Source organism: Kitasatospora sp. NPDC092039 (genome assembly GCF_044756065.1).
GTDB lineage: Bacteria > Actinomycetota > Actinomycetes > Streptomycetales > Streptomycetaceae > Kitasatospora.
On record NZ_JBIVSD010000008.1, the window covers coordinates 199,914 to 218,777 of the forward strand.

At 71.0% G+C, this 18,864-nt stretch carries 19 protein-coding genes; 17 read left to right on the top strand and 2 right to left on the bottom strand.

Annotation, left to right across the window (positions count from 1 at the left end):
* Positions 1–169: 169 nt before the first annotated feature.
* From ACIQI7_RS18240 to ACIQI7_RS18295, 12 genes are all read left to right on the top strand, one after another.
* On the top strand, positions 170–1,459 hold the full coding sequence (locus ACIQI7_RS18240; protein WP_401110843.1) for an MraY family glycosyltransferase: 1,290 nt from the start codon (positions 170–172) through the stop codon (positions 1,457–1,459).
* A gap of 299 nt (positions 1,460–1,758) precedes the next feature.
* Positions 1,759–2,202, top strand: a complete 444-nt coding sequence (locus tag ACIQI7_RS18245; protein WP_387750297.1) for a hypothetical protein — start codon at positions 1,759–1,761, stop codon at positions 2,200–2,202.
* A 285-nt stretch (positions 2,203–2,487) separates the two neighbouring features.
* A complete protein-coding gene (gene atpB / locus ACIQI7_RS18250; RefSeq protein WP_317620169.1) occupies positions 2,488–3,300 on the top strand; it encodes a F0F1 ATP synthase subunit A in 813 nt (270 codons plus the stop codon).
* Between the two features lie 91 nt (positions 3,301–3,391).
* A complete protein-coding gene (gene atpE, locus ACIQI7_RS18255) occupies positions 3,392–3,628 on the top strand; it encodes an ATP synthase F0 subunit C (RefSeq protein ID WP_031074289.1) in 237 nt (78 codons plus the stop codon).
* A gap of 35 nt (positions 3,629–3,663) precedes the next feature.
* Complete coding sequence (locus ACIQI7_RS18260; protein ID WP_387750302.1) at positions 3,664–4,224, top strand: F0F1 ATP synthase subunit B; 561 nt, start codon at positions 3,664–3,666, stop codon at positions 4,222–4,224.
* Positions 4,221–5,036, top strand: coding sequence for a F0F1 ATP synthase subunit delta (locus ACIQI7_RS18265; RefSeq protein WP_387750305.1), 816 nt, complete (start codon positions 4,221–4,223; stop codon positions 5,034–5,036). The genes ACIQI7_RS18260 and ACIQI7_RS18265 overlap by 4 nt, the downstream gene beginning before the upstream one ends.
* 156 nt (positions 5,037–5,192) lie before the next feature.
* Entirely contained in the window at positions 5,193–6,767 is a 1,575-nt protein-coding gene (gene atpA, locus ACIQI7_RS18270; RefSeq protein WP_387750308.1) for a F0F1 ATP synthase subunit alpha, read from the top strand.
* A 32-nt stretch (positions 6,768–6,799) separates the two neighbouring features.
* Entirely contained in the window at positions 6,800–7,714 is a 915-nt protein-coding gene (locus ACIQI7_RS18275; protein ID WP_387750311.1) for a F0F1 ATP synthase subunit gamma, read from the top strand.
* Between the two features lie 2 nt (positions 7,715–7,716).
* Entirely contained in the window at positions 7,717–9,162 is a 1,446-nt protein-coding gene (gene atpD, locus ACIQI7_RS18280; protein WP_387750314.1) for a F0F1 ATP synthase subunit beta, read from the top strand.
* Positions 9,163–9,348: 186 nt separating this feature from the next.
* Positions 9,349–9,732: a F0F1 ATP synthase subunit epsilon gene (locus ACIQI7_RS18285; RefSeq protein WP_030057524.1), complete on the top strand. Its 384-nt coding sequence runs from the start codon at positions 9,349–9,351 to the stop codon at positions 9,730–9,732.
* A 148-nt stretch (positions 9,733–9,880) separates the two neighbouring features.
* Positions 9,881–10,381, top strand: a complete 501-nt coding sequence (locus tag ACIQI7_RS18290) for a DUF2550 domain-containing protein (protein WP_387750317.1) — start codon at positions 9,881–9,883, stop codon at positions 10,379–10,381.
* A 178-nt stretch (positions 10,382–10,559) separates the two neighbouring features.
* Positions 10,560–11,132, top strand: a complete 573-nt coding sequence (locus ACIQI7_RS18295) for a cob(I)yrinic acid a,c-diamide adenosyltransferase (protein ID WP_401110849.1) — start codon at positions 10,560–10,562, stop codon at positions 11,130–11,132.
* 67 nt (positions 11,133–11,199) lie between these two features.
* Here the strand turns inward: ACIQI7_RS18295 and ACIQI7_RS18300 are convergent, their stop codons facing one another.
* Positions 11,200–11,820, bottom strand: a complete 621-nt coding sequence (locus ACIQI7_RS18300) for a hypothetical protein (RefSeq protein WP_401110850.1) — start codon at positions 11,818–11,820, stop codon at positions 11,200–11,202.
* 148 nt (positions 11,821–11,968) lie between these two features.
* Here ACIQI7_RS18300 and ACIQI7_RS18305 point away from each other — a divergent pair, with 148 nt between their 5' ends.
* The 5 genes from ACIQI7_RS18305 to ACIQI7_RS18325 all read left to right on the top strand — a co-directional run bounded on the left by ACIQI7_RS18305 (position 11,969) and on the right by ACIQI7_RS18325 (position 18,181).
* Positions 11,969–13,186 carry a sensor histidine kinase gene (locus ACIQI7_RS18305; protein ID WP_401110852.1) on the top strand — a complete coding sequence of 406 codons (1,218 nt, stop codon included), beginning with the start codon at positions 11,969–11,971 and terminating at the stop codon, positions 13,184–13,186.
* On the top strand, positions 13,183–13,833 hold the full coding sequence (locus ACIQI7_RS18310) for a response regulator (protein ID WP_401110856.1): 651 nt from the start codon (positions 13,183–13,185) through the stop codon (positions 13,831–13,833). Before ACIQI7_RS18305 ends, ACIQI7_RS18310 begins: the two co-directional genes overlap by 4 nt.
* Before the next feature lie 246 nt (positions 13,834–14,079).
* Positions 14,080–14,949: a 3-hydroxyacyl-CoA dehydrogenase family protein gene (locus ACIQI7_RS18315; protein WP_401110859.1), complete on the top strand. Its 870-nt coding sequence runs from the start codon at positions 14,080–14,082 to the stop codon at positions 14,947–14,949.
* Between the two features lie 352 nt (positions 14,950–15,301).
* A complete protein-coding gene (locus tag ACIQI7_RS18320; RefSeq protein WP_387750332.1) occupies positions 15,302–15,640 on the top strand; it encodes an STAS domain-containing protein in 339 nt (112 codons plus the stop codon).
* Between the two features lie 258 nt (positions 15,641–15,898).
* The gene (locus tag ACIQI7_RS18325) at positions 15,899–18,181 is read left to right on the top strand and encodes an ATP-binding protein (protein ID WP_401110862.1); all 2,283 of its coding nucleotides are present in this window, start codon (positions 15,899–15,901) and stop codon (positions 18,179–18,181) included.
* A gap of 4 nt (positions 18,182–18,185) precedes the next feature.
* Here ACIQI7_RS18325 and nucS read toward each other — a convergent pair whose 3' ends face one another.
* Complete coding sequence (gene nucS, locus ACIQI7_RS18330; RefSeq protein ID WP_030057515.1) at positions 18,186–18,845, bottom strand: endonuclease NucS; 660 nt, start codon at positions 18,843–18,845, stop codon at positions 18,186–18,188.
* Between the last annotated feature and the right edge of the window lie 19 nt (positions 18,846–18,864).

The following is an 18,864-nucleotide window of genomic DNA, read 5'->3' on the forward strand; positions in this document are numbered from 1 at the left end:
GGGGCCCGCGCGGGTGTCCGGATCTCCTACCCGGGAGGGCGAACCGCGATGCACGGTCCCGGCGTCCGACTCAATAAGGTGTGTGCCGTGGCGACGCACCTCGAACCCCGGGACGGCAGGGGAGTACCTTCGGTACCTCCCCGTTCGACAGTGATGCAGGAGGCCAGTGGTGCGTGAGTATCTGCTGGTGCTGTTCTGCACGGCCGCCGTCACCTACCTGCTGACCGGCCCGGTCCGGAAGTTCGCCATCGCGGCCGGCGCCATGCCGCCGGTGCGCGCCCGCGACGTGCACCGCGAGCCCACCCCGCGGCTCGGCGGCATCGCGATGTTCGGCGGACTGTGCGCGGGCATCCTGGTCGCCTCGCAGCTCGACAACCTGAGCAAGGTGTTCTCCCAGGGCACCGACATCCGCGCGCTGCTGTCCGGCGCCGGGATCATGTTCCTGCTCGGGGTGCTCGACGACAAGTGGGGCGTGGACGCGCTGGTGAAGCTCGGCGGTCAGATGATCGCCGCCGGTGTGATGGTCTGGCAGGGCGTCACGGTGATCACCCTCCCGGTGCCCGGCGTCGGCCCGGTCGCGGTGAGCCCGACCCAGGGCATGGTGATCTCGGTCGTCCTGGTCGTCGTCATGGTCAACGCGGTGAACTTCATCGACGGCCTGGACGGCCTGGCCGGCGGCATGGTCTGCATCGCCGCGATGGCCTTCTTCCTGTACAGCTACCGGCTCTGGTACGGCTACACGATCTCCGACGCGGCCCCCGCCGTGCTGTTCAGCGTGCTGCTGATCGGCATGTGCCTGGGCTTCCTGGCGCACAACATGCACCCCGCGCGGATCTTCATGGGCGACTCCGGCTCGATGATGCTGGGCCTGATGCTGGCCGTCGCCGCGATCTCCATCACCGGCCGGGTCGACCCGGACCTGATCAGCAACGAGACCGGTTCGCAGACCGCCGCCGTGCACGCCCTGGTGCCGATCTACATCCCGCTGCTGCTGCCGCTGACGGTCATCGCGCTGCCGCTGGCGGACCTGCTGCTCGCGGTGGTCCGCCGGACCTGGGCCGGCCAGTCCCCGTTCGCCGCGGACAAGCGCCACCTCCACCACCGGCTGCTCCAGGTCGGCCACTCGCACAGCCGCGCCGTACTGATCATGTACTTCTGGGCCGCGCTGATCGCCTTCGGCTCGGTGGCGTTCTCGGTGACCAACACCGGCCGCACCGTCGTCCTGGCGCTGGCCGGGCTCTGCCTGGTCGGCCTGGTGGTGCTGCTCATCCCGCGGTTCCGGCCGCGCGCCCCGCGGGCGGTGCAGTCCTTCGTCCCCCCGCGCTACCGCCGGCAGCGGACCGGTCCGATGGCCGAACTGTCGGCGAAGGACAAGCAACTGCTCGGTGAAGCCGGGCGGGACTCCGAGCTGGGCTCCACCGCGGCCGGTTCCCACCACAAGGCCACCGGCCGCCACTGACAAGGGAGTTGGTGCCCCGTCAGAGAGTGTTCACTCGAACGGCGGAACCATTGCGCCGTTGGTGTGACAGGTGCCACACATTCATGGTAAAGCTCTCATCAAATAGTTTGTGATACCGTTCACGAGTACCGAGAACACGCCGAAAGACCTGACAGGTGGATGACTTCCGTCCCTGTCGGTCTCCCTCCCCGGGCCCGCCGTTGCGATGGGCGGCCCGCGGCGATGCCTCGGTCCGGTGTCACCCGCCACCCGTTGTGCCCGTCCCCCCGCCACATCGACATGCCGCCGGAGCTGCCGACATGCCGTCCACCGACGCCCGGATCCTCCGAGGCGCCGCGATTCCCACTGCGGTCGCCGGGATCATCGCCATGGCGATCTCCTTCGCCGTCGCCGGTGGAAAGGGGCTGCTCGGCGCCCTGTTCGGCGCGCTGCTGGTGATGGCCTTCTTCAGCTTCGGCCAGGTCGCGCTCGACCGGCTGACCCGGTCGAACCCGCAGATCATGATGGCCGCGGCGCTGCTCGTGTACACCACGCAGATCCTGCTGGTCGGCATCGTGCTCGCGGTCTTCAAGGACACCGACCTCTTCAACCGGCAGGCGTTCGCCTTCACCCTGCTCGGCTGCGCACTGGTCTGGACGGGCTTCCAGGTGCGCGGCGCACTCAAGGCCAAGACCTTCTACGTCGACCCCGACGCCTCCGAAAAGAAGGGCGACAAGCCCTCCGACAAGGGGCGTCAACAGTGACGAGGCCCGGCTGTCCTCCCAACGAGGGGGGCGGTGTTTATGCCGCGCTGACGGGCTGCTATCGTCCGTCGCAACAACGGAGTACGGGAAGAGGCCAGGTCTGTCCGGACAGCGGACGGATCGCCCCCCTGATCCGCGCAGTCTTCGATGATCCCGCTGTGGTGCAGTGCACCGGCGCGCGGGGTCGGCGAGAAACCCATCAAGTTCCAGTGCCGCTCCGTGGCCTCAGGCCACGCCGACACACCGAGGTTGCCGTATCCATGCGTCACGACGAAGGAGTCCGTGGTGAGTGCTGAACTCACGTCCCTCGCCTCAGGCAGTTGCCACTTCGGGGACGCTGGCTGCGGCTTCCCGGCCCCGGGTCTGAACGAGTTCCAGTTCAAGCCGATCTTCTCGATCGGCAGCGTCGAGTTCAACAAGCCGATGCTGCTGTCGTTCATCGTCGCGTTCCTGGTGGTCGGCTTCTTCTGGGCCGCCTTCGCCAAGCCGCGTCTTGTCCCCGGCAAGCTGCAGCTGGTCGGTGAGATCGGCTACGACTTCGTCAAGCGCTCCATCGTGCTGGAGACGATCGGCAAGAAGGGCGAGAAGTACGTCCCGATGCTCGTCTCGATGTTCTTCTTCATCTGGTTGATGAACATCATGTCGATCATCCCCTTCGCCCAGTTCCCGGTGATGGCGGCGATCGCGTTCCCGGCGGGCCTCGCGGCGATCGTCTGGCTCACCTACATGACGCTGACCTTCAAGAAGCACGGCTTCGTCGGCGGTCTGAAGAACCTCTGCTGGCCCTCGGGCATCCCCGGCTGGGTCATGTTCATCCTGGTGCCGATCGAGTTCTTCTCGAACGTCCTCGTGCGCCCCTTCACGCTCGCGGTCCGAGCCTTCGCGAACATGTTCGCCGGCCACCTGCTGATCGTGATGTTCTCCATCGCCTCCTGGTACCTGCTCAGCCCGACCCTGGGCGCGCTCTACGGCTCGGTCTCCTTCGTGGTGACCATCGCCCTGACCGCCTTCGAGCTGCTGGTCCAGTTCCTGCAGGCCTACATCTTCGTGATGCTGGCCAGCAGCTACATCGCCGGTGCCCTGGAAGAGGCGCACTGAGCCCCGGGGCCGCGGCCCCGCCGAGAACCACCTCCCGGATCGCCCGGTGGCCAATCACCACCGGTTCACCACCCTGCAAAGGACAACGTCAATGAGCATCCTCGCTGAGGGCACTGTCTACGGTTCCGTCGCCTCGCTGGGCTACGGCCTCGCCGCCATCGGCCCCGGCATCGGCGTCGGTCTGATCTTCGGCAACGGTGTCCAGGCCATGGCCCGCCAGCCCGAGGCTGCCGGTCTCATCCGTTCCAACATGTTCATCGGCTTCGCGCTGACCGAGGCGCTCGCCCTCATCGGCATCGTCATGCCGTTCGTCTTCGGCAACAAGTAATCCCGCCGTAGACCCTTTCTGAGGAAGGTCCAGATATGAGCATGGCGATCGTCCAGCTCGCGGCCGAGGAGAAGATGAACCCTCTCCTCCCCGCGTGGCCCGAGATCATCATCGGCCTGCTCTGCTTCTTCATCGTCTTCGGTCTGCTCGGCAAGAAGCTCCTCCCCAGCATCGAGAAGGTGCTGTCGGAGCGCCGGGACGCGATCGAGGGCGGGATGGAGCGCGCCGAGGCCGCCCAGGCGGAGGCCCAGGCCCTGCTTGAGCAGTACCGCGCCGAGCTCGCCGAGGCGCGCCACGAGGCTGCCCGCATCGTCGAGCAGGCTCGCGAGCAGGGTGCCGCCCAGCTCGCCGAGATGCGCGAGGAGGGCCAGCGCCAGCGCGAGGCCATCGTCGCCGCCGGTCACGCCCAGATCGAGGCGGACAAGAAGCAGGCCACTGCCGCCCTGCGTCAGGACGTGGGCTCGCTGGCCACCCAGCTGGCGTCCCGCATCGTGGGTGAGTCCCTCGAGGACCACACCCGGCAGAGCGGCGTCATCGACCGCTTCCTGGACGAGCTGGAGGCCAAGGCCGCCGTTGCTCAGGGTGCGGCCAAGTGATCGGCGCCAGCCGTGAGGCCCTCGCCGCCGGCCGGCAGAACCTGGAGAGCCTGACCGACTCCACCTCGGTGGACGCGGCCAAGCTCGCCGAGGAGCTCACCGCCGTCACGGCCGTGCTGGACCGTGAGGTGTCGCTGCGCCGTGTCCTGACCGACCCCTCCCGGTCGGGCCAGGACAAGGCCCAGCTGGTCACCTCGCTGCTGACCGGCCAGGTCTCCGGCGAGGCCGTGGACCTGGTCTCCGGCCTGGTTCGCTCCCGCTGGTCGGGTTCGCGCGACCTGGTGGACGCGACCGAGGAGCTCGCCGCGTACGCCGAGATCATCGCCGCGGACAAGGCTGGCGCCCTGGACGACGTCGAGGACGAGCTCTTCCGCTTCGGCCGGGTGGTGAGCGGCTCGCACGAGCTGCGCGCCGCGCTGACCGAGCCGAAGGCCGGTGCCGTCGCGAGGGCCGCGCTGATCAGCAAGCTGCTCGGCGGCCGCGCCCACGCCGGCACCGTCCGGCTGGTCACCGCCCTCGTCAACGTGCCGCGTGGCCGTAGCCTGGAGCAGGGTCTCGAGTCCTACTCGAAGCTCGCCGCCGCGCGTCGCGGCCGTGTGGTGGCCCTGGTCACCACCGCGGTGCCGCTGTCGGACACCCAGAAGGAGCGCCTGTCCGGTGCTCTGGCCCGGATGTACGGCCGCCAGGTCCACCTGAACATCGACGTCGACCCCGAGGTCGTCGGCGGCGTGCGGGTGCAGATCGGCGACGAGATCATCAACGGCACCGTGTCGAGCCGCCTCGAGGGCGCTCGCCAGTCGCTCGAAGGCTGAGCACCGAAGCAGCACATCCGACCCTCGGTCGGGAAACCGGCTCCCCAAGGAGCCGGCACATCGTACGGCCGGTTCGGAAGACCCGGCCGAGAGTCGAATACTTGCGGCCCTCAATGGCGGGCCGAGGATCGCAAACTAGGAGAGCAGGGAAGCCTGATGGCGGAGCTTACGATCCGTCCGGAGGAGATCCGGGACGCGCTGGCCGACTTTGTCCAGTCGTACCAGCCGGACGCCGCTTCTGTGGAAGAGGTCGGCACGGTCACTGACGCGGCGGACGGCATCGCGCATGTCGAGGGCCTGCCCTCGGTCATGGCGAACGAGCTGCTGAAGTTCGAGGACGGCACGCTCGGCCTCGCGCTGAACCTCGACACCCGCGAGATCGGTGTCGTCGTCCTCGGTGAGTTCGGCGGCATCGAAGAGGGCCAGACCGTGCGCCGCACCGGCGAGGTCCTCTCGGTTCCGGTCGGCGACGGCTACCTCGGCCGCGTCGTGGACCCGCTGGGCAACCCGATCGACGGCCTCGGCGACATCGCCGCCACCGGTCGTCGCGCCCTGGAGCTGCAGGCCCCCGGCGTCATGGCCCGCAAGTCGGTCAAGCAGCCGCTGCAGACCGGCATCAAGGCCATCGACGCGATGACCCCGATCGGCCGCGGCCAGCGCCAGCTGATCATCGGCGACCGCCAGACCGGCAAGACCGCGGTGGCCGTCGACACGATCATCAACCAGCGTGACAACTGGCGCTCGGGCGACCCGGAGAAGCAGGTCCGCTGCATCTACGTCGCCGTGGGCCAGAAGGGCTCCACCATCGCGTCCGTCCGCGGCGCCCTGGAGGAGGCCGGCGCGCTGGAGTACACCACCATCGTGGCCGCTCCCGCCTCCGACCCGGCCGGCTTCAAGTACCTCGCCCCGTACACCGGTTCGGCCATCGGCCAGGAGTGGATGTACGCCGGCAAGCACGTCCTGATCATCTTCGACGACCTGTCGAAGCAGGCCGAGGCCTACCGCTCCGTCTCCCTGCTGCTGCGCCGCCCGCCGGGCCGCGAGGCCTACCCGGGTGACGTCTTCTACCTGCACTCCCGCCTGCTGGAGCGCTGCGCCAAGCTGAACGACGCCCTGGGCGGCGGCTCGATGACCGGTCTGCCGATCATCGAGACCAAGGCCAACGACGTCTCGGCGTACATCCCGACCAACGTCATCTCCATCACCGACGGCCAGATCTTCCTGGAGTCCGACCTGTTCAACGCCGGCATCCGCCCGGCCGTGAACGTGGGCATCTCGGTCTCCCGCGTCGGTGGCTCCGCCCAGATCAAGGCCATGCGCTCGGTCGCCGGCCGTCTGCGTCTGGACCTCGCCCAGTACCGCGAGCTGGAGGCCTTCGCGGCCTTCGGTTCCGACCTGGACGCGGCCTCCAAGGCCCAGCTGGAGCGCGGTGCGCGCATGGTCGAGCTGCTGAAGCAGGGCCAGTACCAGCCGTTCCCGGTCGAGGAGCAGGTCGTCTCCATCTGGGCCGGCACCAACGGCAAGATGGACGACGTCCCGGTCGCGGAGATCCGCCGCTTCGAGCGGGAGTTCCTGGACCACGTCCGCCTGCAGCACAAGGACCTGCTCGCCGGCATCGTCGAGACCGGTCTGCTGGCCGACGGCACCATCGACGCGCTGACCAGCGCGATCGAGGCCTTCAAGCAGGGTTACCAGACCGCTGACGGCAAGCTGCTCTCCGAGCAGGCCTGAGTCCGGTAGCGAGGGAAAGGACGTAACGACCCATGGGAGCACAGCTTCGGGTCTACAAGCGCCGGATCCGCTCTGTCACCGCGACGAAGAAGATCACCAAGGCGATGGAGATGATCTCCGCGTCGCGCATCGTCAAGGCGCAGCGCGCGGTGGCCGCCTCCACTCCGTACGCCGATGAGCTCACCCGGGCGGTGACGGCGGTGGCCACCCGGTCCAACGCCAAGCACCCGCTCACCACCGAGAACCCGAACGCCAAGCGCGCCGCCGTCCTGCTGATCACGGCGGACCGCGGCCTGGCGGGCGGCTACTCGACCAACGCCATCAAGGCCGCCCAGACGCTCACCGAGCGCCTGAAGGCCGAGGGCAAGGACGTGGTGACGTACGTCGTCGGCCGCAAGGGCGTCTCGTACTACACGTTCCGCGGTCTGGCGATCGCGGACTCGTGGACGGGGTTCTCGGACAAGCCGACCTACGGTGACGCGAAGACCGTGGCGGCCGACCTGATCGCGGCCTTCACGGCCGAGACGGGCGGCGTGGAGGAACTCCACCTGATCTCGACCGAGTTCGTGTCCATGCTGACGCAGAACGCGGTCGAGGCGCGGCTGCTGCCGCTGAAGCTGGACGAGGTCCAGCTCAGCGACCAGACGCCGGCCAAGGCGGAGATCTTCCCGCTGTACGACTTCGAGCCGTCGGCGGAGGGCGTCCTGGACGCGCTGCTGCCGCGGTACGTCGAGAGCCGGATCTACAACGCGATGCTGCAGTCGGCCGCTTCCGAGCACGCCGCTCGTCGGCGTGCGATGAAGAGCGCGACGGACAACGCCGGCGAGCTCATCAAGTCGCTCACGCGGCTTGCCAACTCGGCCCGCCAGGCCGAGATCACCCAGGAAATCAGCGAGATCGTCGGTGGCGCCAACGCGCTGGCCGACGCCAGCCGCGGGAGCGAATGAGTATGACCACCACTGTTGAGCCGACCACGGCGACGGGCCGCGTCGCGCGGGTCATCGGCCCGGTCGTCGACGTGGAGTTCCCCGTCGACGCGATTCCGGACATGTACAACGCCCTGCACGTCGAGGTGGACAACCCCGACGGCACGGGCAGGAAGACCCTGACCCTCGAGGTCGCCCAGCACCTCGGCGACGGCATGGTCCGCGGCATCTCGATGCAGCCGACCGACGGCCTGGTCCGCGGTTCGCAGGTCACCGACACCGGTGCCGCGATCTCCGTCCCGGTCGGCCAGATCACCAAGGGCAAGGTCTTCAACGCCCTCGGCGACGTGCTGAACGTCGACAAGGACGAGTTCGAGTCGCAGGTCCAGGTCCGCTGGCCGATCCACCGCAAGGCCCCGGAGTTCAAGGACCTCGAGTCCAAGACCGAGATGTTCGAGACCGGCATCAAGGTCATCGACCTCCTCACCCCGTACGTCACCGGTGGCAAGATCGGTCTGTTCGGTGGCGCCGGTGTCGGCAAGACCGTTCTGATCCAGGAGATGATCTACCGCGTCGCCGAGAACTTCGGTGGTGTGTCGGTGTTCGCCGGTGTCGGCGAGCGCACCCGTGAGGGCAACGACCTCATCGACGAGATGGTCGACTCGGGCGTCCTGGACAAGACCGCGCTGGTCTTCGGCCAGATGGACGAGCCGCCGGGCACCCGTCTGCGCGTCGCGCTGTCCGCGCTGACCATGGCGGAGTACTTCCGTGACGTCGAGAAGCAGGACGTGCTCCTCTTCATCGACAACATCTTCCGGTTCACCCAGGCCGGTTCCGAGGTGTCGACCCTGCTCGGCCGCATGCCCTCCGCGGTGGGCTACCAGCCGAACCTGGCCGACGAGATGGGCCTCCTGCAGGAGCGCATCACCTCGACCCGCGGTCACTCGATCACCTCGATGCAGGCGATCTACGTCCCCGCGGACGACCTGACCGACCCGGCGCCGGCCACCACCTTCGCCCACCTGGACGCGACCACCGTTCTGTCGCGTCCGATCTCGGAGAAGGGCATCTACCCGGCCGTCGACCCGCTGGACTCCACGTCCCGCATCCTCGACCCGCGGTACATCGCGCAGACCCACTACGACACGGCCATCCGTATCAAGGGGATCCTGCAGAAGTACAAGGACCTCCAGGACATCATCGCGATCCTCGGTATCGACGAGCTGTCCGAGGAGGACAAGATCACGGTGCACCGCGCCCGTCGCATCGAGCGCTTCCTCTCGCAGAACACCTACGTGGCGAAGCAGTTCACCGGTGTCGAGGGTTCGACCGTGCCGCTGTCGGAGACCATCGAGGCCTTCAACGCGATCGCGGACGGCAAGTACGACTCCGTCCCGGAGCAGGCCTTCTTCATGTGCGGTGGCATCGAGGACCTCGAGAAGAACGCCGCCGAGCTGGCGAAGAAGTAATCGCGGCCGGTAGCAGCTGTGCGTGACCGTGAGGGGTGGCCCCCGAGCCTGGGGACCACCCCTCGCGTCGCATCGGCTGTGATTCCGGTCAAATCCGTGCCGCCGGTTTCATGCCGGAGGCGCGGGGCCGTTATTCTTACCGAAACTCCCGAGTAATCGGGCGTTGCATGAGCCTAGGAGCCCACGTTGGCTGAGCTGCACGTCGAGCTGGTCGCAGCCGACCGCAAGGTGTGGTCCGGTGCGGCCACCATCGTCGTCGCCCGTACGGCCTCCGGTGACACCGGCATCATGCCGGGCCACACCCCGGTGCTGAGCGTGCTGGAGACCGGTCCGGTCACCATCCGCACGGTGGACGGCGGCACCGTGATCGCCGCGGTGCACGGCGGCTTCATCTCCTTCGCCGACAACAAGCTGTCTCTGCTCGCGGAGATCGCCGAGCTGGCGGACGAGATCGACGTCGCGCGTGCCGAGCGCGCACTGGAGAAGGCCAAGTCGGACCTGGACGAGCACGCCGAGCGGCGCGCCGAGGTCCGTCTGTTCGCGGCGCGCGGCCTCAAGGCCCACGCCTGAGTGCGCCGGACCCCGGCTTAGCGGGGTCGACCGACGGTCCCGGGGACGCGTGAGCGTGACCCCGGGACTGTCGTCGTAGTTGGTAGGTCAGCGCGGTCGCTTGATACGACCGCTACGGGGAACGCGGGTAGCGAGGAGGTGGGTGAGCATGGTCCTCGCGCTTGTGGTGTGTGCGGCGGTCGTGGCCCTGGGTGTGATCGGGCTGATGGCCTTCGCCGTCAGGCGCCGCCTGATCCAGCGGGTCGGCGGCACCTTCGACTGCAGTTACCGGCTGAAAATGCCCGCCGACGCCTCGACGCAGCCCGACCTCGACGAGAACGGCAAACCCACCTCCGCCCCGGTCCCCCCGACCGACGGCAAGGGGTGGGTTTTTGGTATCGGCCGGTACAGCGGTGACTCGATCGAGTGGTTCCGGGTCTTCTCGTACGCCCCGCGGCCGCGCCGGACGCTGCCGCGCCGGGAGATCGAGGTGCTCGGCCGGCGCTACCCGGAGGGCCAGGAGGAGCTGGCGCTGCTGTCCGGCTCGGTGGTGCTGCGCTGCCTGCACAACGGGGCGCCGCTGGAACTGGCGATGAGCGAGGACGCGCTGACCGGCTTCCTGGCCTGGCTGGAGGCGGCTCCGCCCGGCCAGAGAGTCAACGTCGCGTAGCGACGAGACTCTCGGGATGGGGGCACCCCCGGCCGGAGGCTGGGGGAGGGTCAACGTCGCGTAGCGACGGGACTCCCGGACGGGGTACCCCGTCCGGAGGCCGGGTGGGGGTCAATGTCGCGCAGCGGTGTTCCGAGACGGGGTTAACGCCGCCTAACCCGGCGGCTAGTCTGGCCGCATGGTCAATCTGACGCGCATCTACACCCGTACCGGCGATGACGGCACCACCGCGCTCGGCGACATGAGCCGGACCAGCAAGACCGACCCGAGACTGATCGCCTACGCGGACGCCAACGAGGCCAACGCCGCGATCGGCGTGGCCCTGGCCGTCGGCGAACTGCCGGAGGACATGACTGCGGTGCTCGTCCGGGTCCAGAACGACCTGTTCGACGTCGGCGCCGACCTGTCCACCCCGGTGGTGGAGGACCCGAAGTACCCGCCGCTGCGGGTGCTGGAGTCCTACATCGACCGGCTGGAGGCGGACTGCGACGAGTACCTGGGACGGGTGGAGAAGCTGCGCAGCTTCATCCTGCCCGGCGGCACGGCCGGGGCGGCCCACCTGCACCTGGCCTGCACGGTGGTGCGGCGGGCCGAGCGCTCGACCTGGTCGGCGATCGCGGAGCACGGCGACAGCGTCAACCCGCTGACCGCGAAGTACCTCAACCGGCTGTCCGACCTGCTGTTCATCCTGGCCCGGGTGGCCAACAAGGAGCGCGGCGACGTGCTCTGGGTCCCGGGCGAGAACCGCTAGAACGCGTCGAAGGGCCCGCCGCCGGGCTCCTCCCCCGTGGGAGTCCGGCGGCGGGCCCTCCGTCGTCTCAGGGCCGGTCGGCCGGGGTGCGGCCGGGGGTGCTGCCGACGAGGGGCTTCCCGGTGACCACCCGGCCGTTCTCGACCTGCACGCCGGCCGGCGGCTCCTTGGGCCAGATCGAGTAGCAGGCGGCCACGGCCACGTTGACGGCGGCCGCGATGCCCAGCTTGAGGTACCACTGGGTGAAGGTGCCGAAGTGCGCCGAGCCGGCGGAGAGCGGGACGAGCAGGGTGATCAGGCTCAGCGTGATCGCCGCCGACACGACGGTCCGGCCGGCGACCTGCCACTCGTACCTGGTCCGCTCCGGCCCGTACTTGGGCGAGGGCAGCGGCTTGGGACCGCCGGCGAAGCGGTGCAGGAAGTGCCGGTCGGCCCAGCGGACCAGCGAGGGGCCGTAGCCGATCGAGAAGCCCGCGTAGCTCGCGGCCAGGGCGTGCGTCCAGCTCGGGACGGCGCCGCCGCGCAGGTCGAGGACGGTGAGCGCGTACAGGGTGAGGTCCACCACCGGCAGGCCGACCAGCAGCGCGGTGCTGGTGCGGCGCCACCGGAGCAGGTAGCGGGTGGTGAGGCCGAGGCCGAGCAGGATCCAGAAGGAGACCTCGGCCGCGACGATGAGAGTGACGATCACGTTCTGCTCCCGGACGTTTCGGTGGTGCTTCCAGCCTCGTGCGGCGGCGCGCCGGTGTCGTCGTCGCGCGGTGCCGTCCGGTGCTGCACCTTTCGATGTAGCGGGCTCCTCCGTGGACCGGAGCCGGGCGGGTGCCGGGGATGGTGAGATGGGGAGCGTGCCCCTCCCGTTCCCCGCGCTCTCCCCGCGCCGCCAGGACCAGCTGATCGCCCTCTGCGGGCTGCTCGGCGGCGCGGTGCTGATCGTCTTCAAGGCGTACGACCAGGCCGGCCGGGTGCCGCCGTGGGCGGTGGTGCCGCCGCTGCTGGTGATGGCGGGGCTGGAGCTGGTCCGGCGGACCAGGACGGTGCTGGCGGTGTCGGTCGGCGGGCTGGTCTTCGTGGCGAGCGTGTTCCTCGGCAACCTGGCGGCCACGCTGATCATGTACACCGACCTGCTGTACGCGGCGGTGATCTACGGCAGCCCGCGGATGTCCCGGGTGCTGCACCTGACCGGCGGGGCGACCGTGCTGGCGCTCTCCGCCCTGGCGGCGGTCTACGGCGGCACCTCCTTCGCGCTGCTGGTGGTGGTGATCAGCGCGCTGGTCTTCCTGGGCCCGGTGTGGACCGGCGACGTGGTGCGCAAGCACCGTCAGCAGGCGGAGGCGGAGCGGCTGCGCGCGGAACAGACCGCGCTGCTCTCGGAGATGGACCGGCGGGAGGCCATCGTCGCCGAACGGGCCCGGATGGCAAGGGAGTTGCACGACGTGGTGGCCAACCACCTGTCGGCGATCGCGATCCACGCCACCGGTGCCCAGTCGGTGGCCCGACGCCGGAACCTGCCCGCGGACGATCCGCTGGTGGAGGTGCTGGCGGTGATCCGGGAGAACAGCGTCCAGGGATTGGCCGAAATGCGTCGCATGATCGGACTGCTCCGGGACAGCGGCGGGGGCGAGGTGGACGAGTCCTACGCGGCGCCCGACCTGGCCGCGGTGGACGCCCTGCTGGCCAAGGCCCGGGCGGCCGGCCGGGACGTCGGGCTGGACTTCGAGCTGGAGGAGCGCGGCGAGCGCGGCGAGGTGCCGGTGCCGGTCGGGCTGGCCGCCTACCGGATCGTCCAGGAGTCGCTGACCAACGCGCTCAAGCACGCCGGGCCCGGACTGGTCAGCCTGCGGCTGGAGTTCGCGCCCGGGGAACTGCGGATCGCCGTCGACAGTCCGTACCGGGGCGGGCCGGGCCGCGAACTGCCCGGCGCCCGGGCCGGACTGGTGGGCATGGCGGAGCGGGCCGGGCTGCTCGGCGGCAGCTTCGAGGCCGGGCCGCAGGACGGGTGTTGGAGCGTGCGCGCGGTGCTGCCGCGCGCCCAGGGGAACGAGGGACGGGCATGACGATCCGGGTGCTGGTGGCGGAGGACCAGGCGGCGGTACGGGCGGCGCTGGTGATGATCCTGCGCGCCGAGCCGGAGTTCGAGGTGGTCGGGCAGGCCGCCGACGGAGAGGAGGCCGTCCGGCTGGCGCTGGAGCTGCGGCCGGACGTGGTGCTGATGGACGTCCAGATGCCCCGGCTGGACGGCGTCTCGGCGACCCGCGAGGTGGTCGCGGCCGGGGCCGGCCAGGTGCTCGTGCTGACGACCTTCGACCTGGACGAGTACGTCTACGGCGCGCTGCGGGCCGGCGCCTCCGGGTTCCTGCTCAAGGACCTGGAGGCGGACACCCTGGTCGAGGGCATCCGCACGGTGGCGCGCGGGGACGGGATGCTGGCGCCCTCGGTGACCAAGCGGCTGATCGGCGCCTTCGCCCGCCCCGAGCGGCCGGTCGGACCGGAGGCCCGGGCCGCGGTGGGGGCGCTGACCGGCCGCGAGCGGGAGGTGCTGGCCTGCATCGGGGCGGGGATGTCCAACGGGGAGATCGCGACCCGGCTGGAGATGGCGGAGGCGACCACCAAGACGCACGTCAGCCGCATCCTGGCGAAGCTGCGGCTGCGCAGCCGGGTGCAGGCGGCGATCCTGGCCCAGGACCTCGGGCTGACCGTCTGACCTTCCGACCGTCCCGCGATCCGACCGTCCGACCTTCCGACCTTCCGAGCTCGGTCCGACCGTCCGGCGTCGCCTGTTCGGCCGCCTGACCAGGTCGGTTGCAGATCACACTCTCGATTGCTACTGCACGGGGGATTTGGGCATTAGAGTCCGGCCAGAGCGACGCGGCTCTTCGGCGGTGACCCCTGCCCTGAGCCGCCTTCAGGGCCCGCCCGCGAGGCGGCGACGGCATCGGGAGACCCAGCCATGAGCAATGCGTCCAGCAAGCAGATCGCCGTGATCGGTGCCGGCCTGATGGGCGCCGGCATCGCCCAGGTCTCCGCGCAGGCCGGCCACCCGGTGGTGCTGCGGGACGTCACCGAGGAGGCGCTGCAGCGCGGCCTCGCGGGCATCCGCGCCTCGTACGAGAAGTTCGTCTCCAAGGGCAAGCTGACCGCCGAGGACGCCGAGGCCGCGCTGGGCCGGATCACCACCACCACCGACCTGGGCGCCGTCGCCGAGGCCGACATCGTGGTCGAGGCCGTGTTCGAGAAGCTTGAGGTCAAGGAGGGCGTCTTCCGCGAGCTCGACAAGCTCGCCAAGGACGGCGCCGTGCTGGCCTCCAACACCTCCGCCATCCCGATCACCCGGATCGCCGCCGCCACCCAGCGCCCGGAGTCGGTCGTCGGCGTCCACTTCTTCTCGCCGGTCCCGATGATGAAGCTGGTCGAGCTGGTCCGCGGCTACAAGACCAGCGACGAGGCGCTGGCCGCCGCCCGCGCCTACGCCGAGGGCGTCGGCAAGGAGGTCGTGGTGGTCAACCGCGACATCGCCGGCTTCGTGACCACCCGCCTGATCACCGCGCTGGTCGTCGAGGCCGCCCGGCTGTACGAGACGGGCGTGGCCACCGCCGAGGACATCGACACCGCCTGCCGGCTCGGTTTCGGCCACGCGATGGGCCCGCTCCAGACCGCCGACCTGACCGGCGTGGACATCCTGCTGCACGCCGCCCGCAACATCTACACCGAGACCCAGGACGAGAAGTTCGCCGCCCCGGAGATCATGGCCCGCATGGTCACCGCCGGTGACCTGGGACGCAAGAGCGGCCGCGGCTTCTACCCGTACGAAGGCAAGTGAGCCGGCAGGCCGAACGACCGGCGGGCCGTGCGATCGGAGCATCGTACGGCCCGCTCCACCGGGTCGGGTGAGTTTCCTCACGCCCGGTGCCGCAGACGGGTGATTTGGGCGGGAATCGAGCGTAGGTGTGGGGCCGACCTGCGTATATTCCCTCGGACGGGTGAAGTTGCCTCAGATCTGGCCGGAACCAGCAACCTGCGGAGCCGGTTGACCGTCAGATGAGGGAACCCGGCATTCCGCCCGGGTCCGGACGTGGGGCCGCGGCCCTCCCGGATGCACCCGCCACTCCCGCACCCGGCACGGCCGGGGCGGACCCGCCCCGCACCAGGCCGTCCAGGCGAAGGAGGAGAGCATGCGCATCACCGGCGACCACACGGCGCTGGCCATCGAAGGCCGCCTCGACGTGCGCACCGCCGCCGACGCGCGGTCCCGACTGCACCAGGCCGTGGACGGCGGCCTCGGCGACCTCGTACTCGACCTCGCCCGGCTGGAGTTCTGGGACGCCACCGGCCTCGGCGTGATCATGGGCACCCACCGGCGGGCCGGCCGGATCGGCCGCCGGCTGGTGCTGCGCTCCGTCCCGGCCCAGCTCCAGCGGCTGCTGGTGGCCACCAAGCTGCACCGCATCCTGGCCGTCGACGGAGTCACCGGCGTCGTCGGCGTCACCGAGGCGCACGGGGTCGTTCTCTAGACCTCTCCGGCCTCTCCACGCCGCGCGCAACCGGCCCGCGCGCCTGCGCACCCCGGCCCGGCCCGCGCAACGTCGCTGGTCAGCGCCGCCGAGCGGCCGTCCGCCGTGGACCCCTCTGCACGGCCGGGGCCGAATGTGCGAGAGTCTGCCCGTCAGAAGACGGCCGCCGGGGCTGCCTCCAGCCCGGCCGCGGCCGCTACCGGGACGTCAGCCGGGCGGCGCGGGGCGCCGCCGGCCGAGCACGATGCGGAGCAGAACGTGGCACAGCCATCCGGGGAGTTCCGGCAGGAGGCCGTCCGCACCCGTGGCGGCGAACTGGTCTCCGGCGGCCTGCTGGTGGGCGTCGGCGCCCCGGACGGCTCCGAGGCCCGGACCTGTCCCGAGGAGTGGCGGCCGCGTCCGCGCCGGATCGAACGCAGCGAGCCCGCCCGCGGCCCGGTCGGCGGCGTCGGCCGCGCGGTCGGCCCGCTGGCGCTCGGCGCCGGGCCCGCCGACCTGCCGATGCTGGACCGCGAGGCGGACATCGCCGAACTGCTCGGCCTGCTCGCCGAGGGCCGCTCGATACGCCTGGTCGGCCAGGCCGGCTCGGGCCGCAGCACGCTGCTGTCGGCCGTCGCCGCGGCCGCCGCCGACCTCGCCCCCGGCGGCGTCGTGCAGCTCTGCGGCCACCGCCGGACCGTCCCCGACCTGCTCCAGGACCTCTTCGCGGCCACCCACCACGCCCCCGGCTACCGCCCCGACCCCGGGCAGTTGGCCGCCCACCTCGCCGACGTCGGCGCGATCGTGGTGATCGACGCCGCCGAGCCGTCGGGCGCCGAACTGGAGCAACTGCTCGCCGCCGCCCCCGGCTGCGCCTTCCTGGTCTCCGTCGCCCCGGGCAGCCCGCCGCTGCCGGCCGGCTCCCGGCTCCAGGACCACCTGGTGGCCGGGCTCTCCCGCTCCGCCTGCCTCGCCCTCACCGCCCGGCTGGCCGGGCGGCCGCTGGACGTCGACGAGAAGGCCTGGGCGGTGGACCTCTGGTTCGAGTCCGAGGGCCTGCCGCTGCGCTTCGTCCAGGCCGCCGCGCTGCTGCGCCAGCGGGACGTCTCGGTGGACGCCCTGGTCGCCGCCGAGGACGACCGGCTGGACGTCTTCGGAGCCGTCGCCGAGCCCCGCCACGACCCGGACCCGGCGATCCGGGAGAACGCGCTGCGCGGCACCGTCCCGCTGCCCTCGGTGGCGGAGACCGCCTCGCCCGCGGTCCGGCTCGCCGAGGGGCTGAGCGAGCCCGCGCAGGCCGTGCTGCGGCTCGCCGTCGCACTCGGCGGCGAGTGCCCCACCGCGCCGCACCTGCCGGCGCTGATCGACGTCGGGCAGGGCGAGGCCGCCCTCGCCGAACTCGCCGACGCCGGACTGGCGGTGTCCATCGGCGGGCACCACCGGCTGACCGCCGGCGCGCTCGAACTGCTCATACCGCACTGGCCCGCCCGCGGCTGCGTCGACGGTGCCGCCCAGCACTTCGCCTGGTGGGTCGGGCACAGCTCGGTGACGCTGGATCAGATCGCCGCCGAGGCCGAGGTGATGATCGGGGTGCTGCTCGCCGACCGCACCGCCGGGCGGCACGACGCGGTGGTCCGGCTCGCCCGCGCCGCCGCGCCCGCACTGGCGCTGTCGCTGCGCTGGGGCGCCTGGGAGCGGGTGCTCCAGCTCGGTCTGGAGGCTGCCCGCCGCACCGGCTCGGCGGTCGACCAGGCCTGGTTCCACCACGAGGCGGGGGTGCACGCGATCTGCGTCCAGCAGCCGTCCCGGGCCATCGCCGAACTGGAGACCGCGCTGACCCTGCGGAGCACGGCGGGGGAGCAGCGCGGGGTGGCCGCCGCCCGCCGGATGCTCGACCTGCTGCGCGCCGAGGGCCGGCAGCTGTCGGCCGCCGCACCCGCGGCGGCGGCGCCCGGCCGCGCGCCGGTGATCCGCAAGATCGCGGCCCGGGTGCCGGCCCGGCTGAAGTCCAGCAGGCGGCGCCGGGCGGCCGTGGTCTCCACGGCGGTGCTGACCCTGGGGGTGCTCGGTACGGCGGTGGCGATGAGCTTCAGCGGGCCGGAGGAGGTCAAGGGGAGGGACCCGCACAGCGGCCGGCTGGACGGCGGCGGCACCCAGGACCCGCCGTTCCCGCAGTCCTCCGGCAGCGCCGGGCCGGGAACGGCCGGTGCCGGGCCGGCCAGTCCGGCGGCGGGGCAGGGGAGCAGCCCGGAGCCGTCCGCGAGCGGCAGCGCCTCGCACTCGCCGAGCGCCTCGCCGACGAGGAAGCCGAGTTCCTCGCCGGGGGCCGGCGGGTCGACGGCCCCGCAGCAGCCGCAGCCGCCCGCGCCGGGCCAGCCGCAGCCGCCGGTTCAGCCGCCGGGCCAGCCGCAGCAGCCTCAGCCGACCGGGCAGCAGCCGCAGCCGCCGCAGCCGAGCCACAGCCCGACGTCCACGGCGACCACCCCGACGTCGCCGACCACGTCCGGATCGCCGACGACCCCGAGCGGGACGGGCAGTCCGACCACCCCGGGGCCGTCCTGAGCGGTCAGAACAGCTTGAGCTTGTCGTCGTCGATGCCGCGCAGCTCGTCGTAGTCCAGCACCACGCAGCCGATGCCGCGGTCGGTGGCCAGCACGCGGGCCTGCGGCTTGATCTCCTGCGCGGCGAAGACGCCCTTGACCGGGGCCAACAGCGGGTCCCGGTTGAGGAGTTCGAGGTAGCGGGTGAGCTGCTCGACGCCGTCGATCTCGCCGCGGCGCTTGATCTCGACGGCGACCGTGGCGCCGTCGGAGTCGCGGCAGAGGATGTCGACCGGACCGATCGCGGTGGGGTACTCGCGACGGATCAGCGACCAGCCGGCACCGAGCACCTCCATCCGGTCCGCGAGCAGCTCCTGGAGGTGGGCCTCCACGCCGTCCTTGATCAGGCCCGGGTCGACCCCGAGCTCGTGGGACGAGTCGTGCAGCACCTCCTCCAGCGTGATGATGAGCTTCTCGCCGGCCTTGTTCTCCACCGTCCAGACCCCGTCGGCCTCCTTGAGGGCGCACGGCGGGGACATCCAGTTGAGCGGCTTGTAGGCGCGGTCGTCGGCGTGGATGCTGACGCTGCCGTCGGCCTTGACCAGGATCAGCCTGGTGGCGGAGGGCAGATGGGCGGAGAGCCGACCGGCATAGTCGACTGAGCAGCGGGCAATTACGAGACGCACGGTCGACCACGCTAGCCCA

What these genes read in the sequence shown, in the direction of transcription:
- ACIQI7_RS18245 (WP_387750297.1), top strand. Translation starts at nt 1,759, where the DNA reads ATGCCGTCCACCGACGCCCGGATCCTCCGAGGCGCCGCGATTCCCACT.
- atpE (WP_031074289.1), top strand. Translation starts at nt 3,392, where the DNA reads ATGAGCATCCTCGCTGAGGGCACTGTCTACGGTTCCGTCGCCTCGCTG.
- ACIQI7_RS18260 (WP_387750302.1), top strand. Translation starts at nt 3,664, where the DNA reads ATGAGCATGGCGATCGTCCAGCTCGCGGCCGAGGAGAAGATGAACCCT.
- atpA (WP_387750308.1), top strand. Translation starts at nt 5,193, where the DNA reads ATGGCGGAGCTTACGATCCGTCCGGAGGAGATCCGGGACGCGCTGGCC.
- ACIQI7_RS18275 (WP_387750311.1), top strand. Translation starts at nt 6,800, where the DNA reads ATGGGAGCACAGCTTCGGGTCTACAAGCGCCGGATCCGCTCTGTCACC.
- atpD (WP_387750314.1), top strand. Translation starts at nt 7,717, where the DNA reads ATGACCACCACTGTTGAGCCGACCACGGCGACGGGCCGCGTCGCGCGG.
- ACIQI7_RS18290 (WP_387750317.1), top strand. Translation starts at nt 9,881, where the DNA reads ATGGTCCTCGCGCTTGTGGTGTGTGCGGCGGTCGTGGCCCTGGGTGTG.
- ACIQI7_RS18295 (WP_401110849.1), top strand. Translation starts at nt 10,560, where the DNA reads ATGGTCAATCTGACGCGCATCTACACCCGTACCGGCGATGACGGCACC.
- ACIQI7_RS18305 (WP_401110852.1), top strand. Translation starts at nt 11,969, where the DNA reads ATGGGGAGCGTGCCCCTCCCGTTCCCCGCGCTCTCCCCGCGCCGCCAG.
- ACIQI7_RS18310 (WP_401110856.1), top strand. Translation starts at nt 13,183, where the DNA reads ATGACGATCCGGGTGCTGGTGGCGGAGGACCAGGCGGCGGTACGGGCG.
- ACIQI7_RS18315 (WP_401110859.1), top strand. Translation starts at nt 14,080, where the DNA reads ATGAGCAATGCGTCCAGCAAGCAGATCGCCGTGATCGGTGCCGGCCTG.
- ACIQI7_RS18320 (WP_387750332.1), top strand. Translation starts at nt 15,302, where the DNA reads ATGCGCATCACCGGCGACCACACGGCGCTGGCCATCGAAGGCCGCCTC.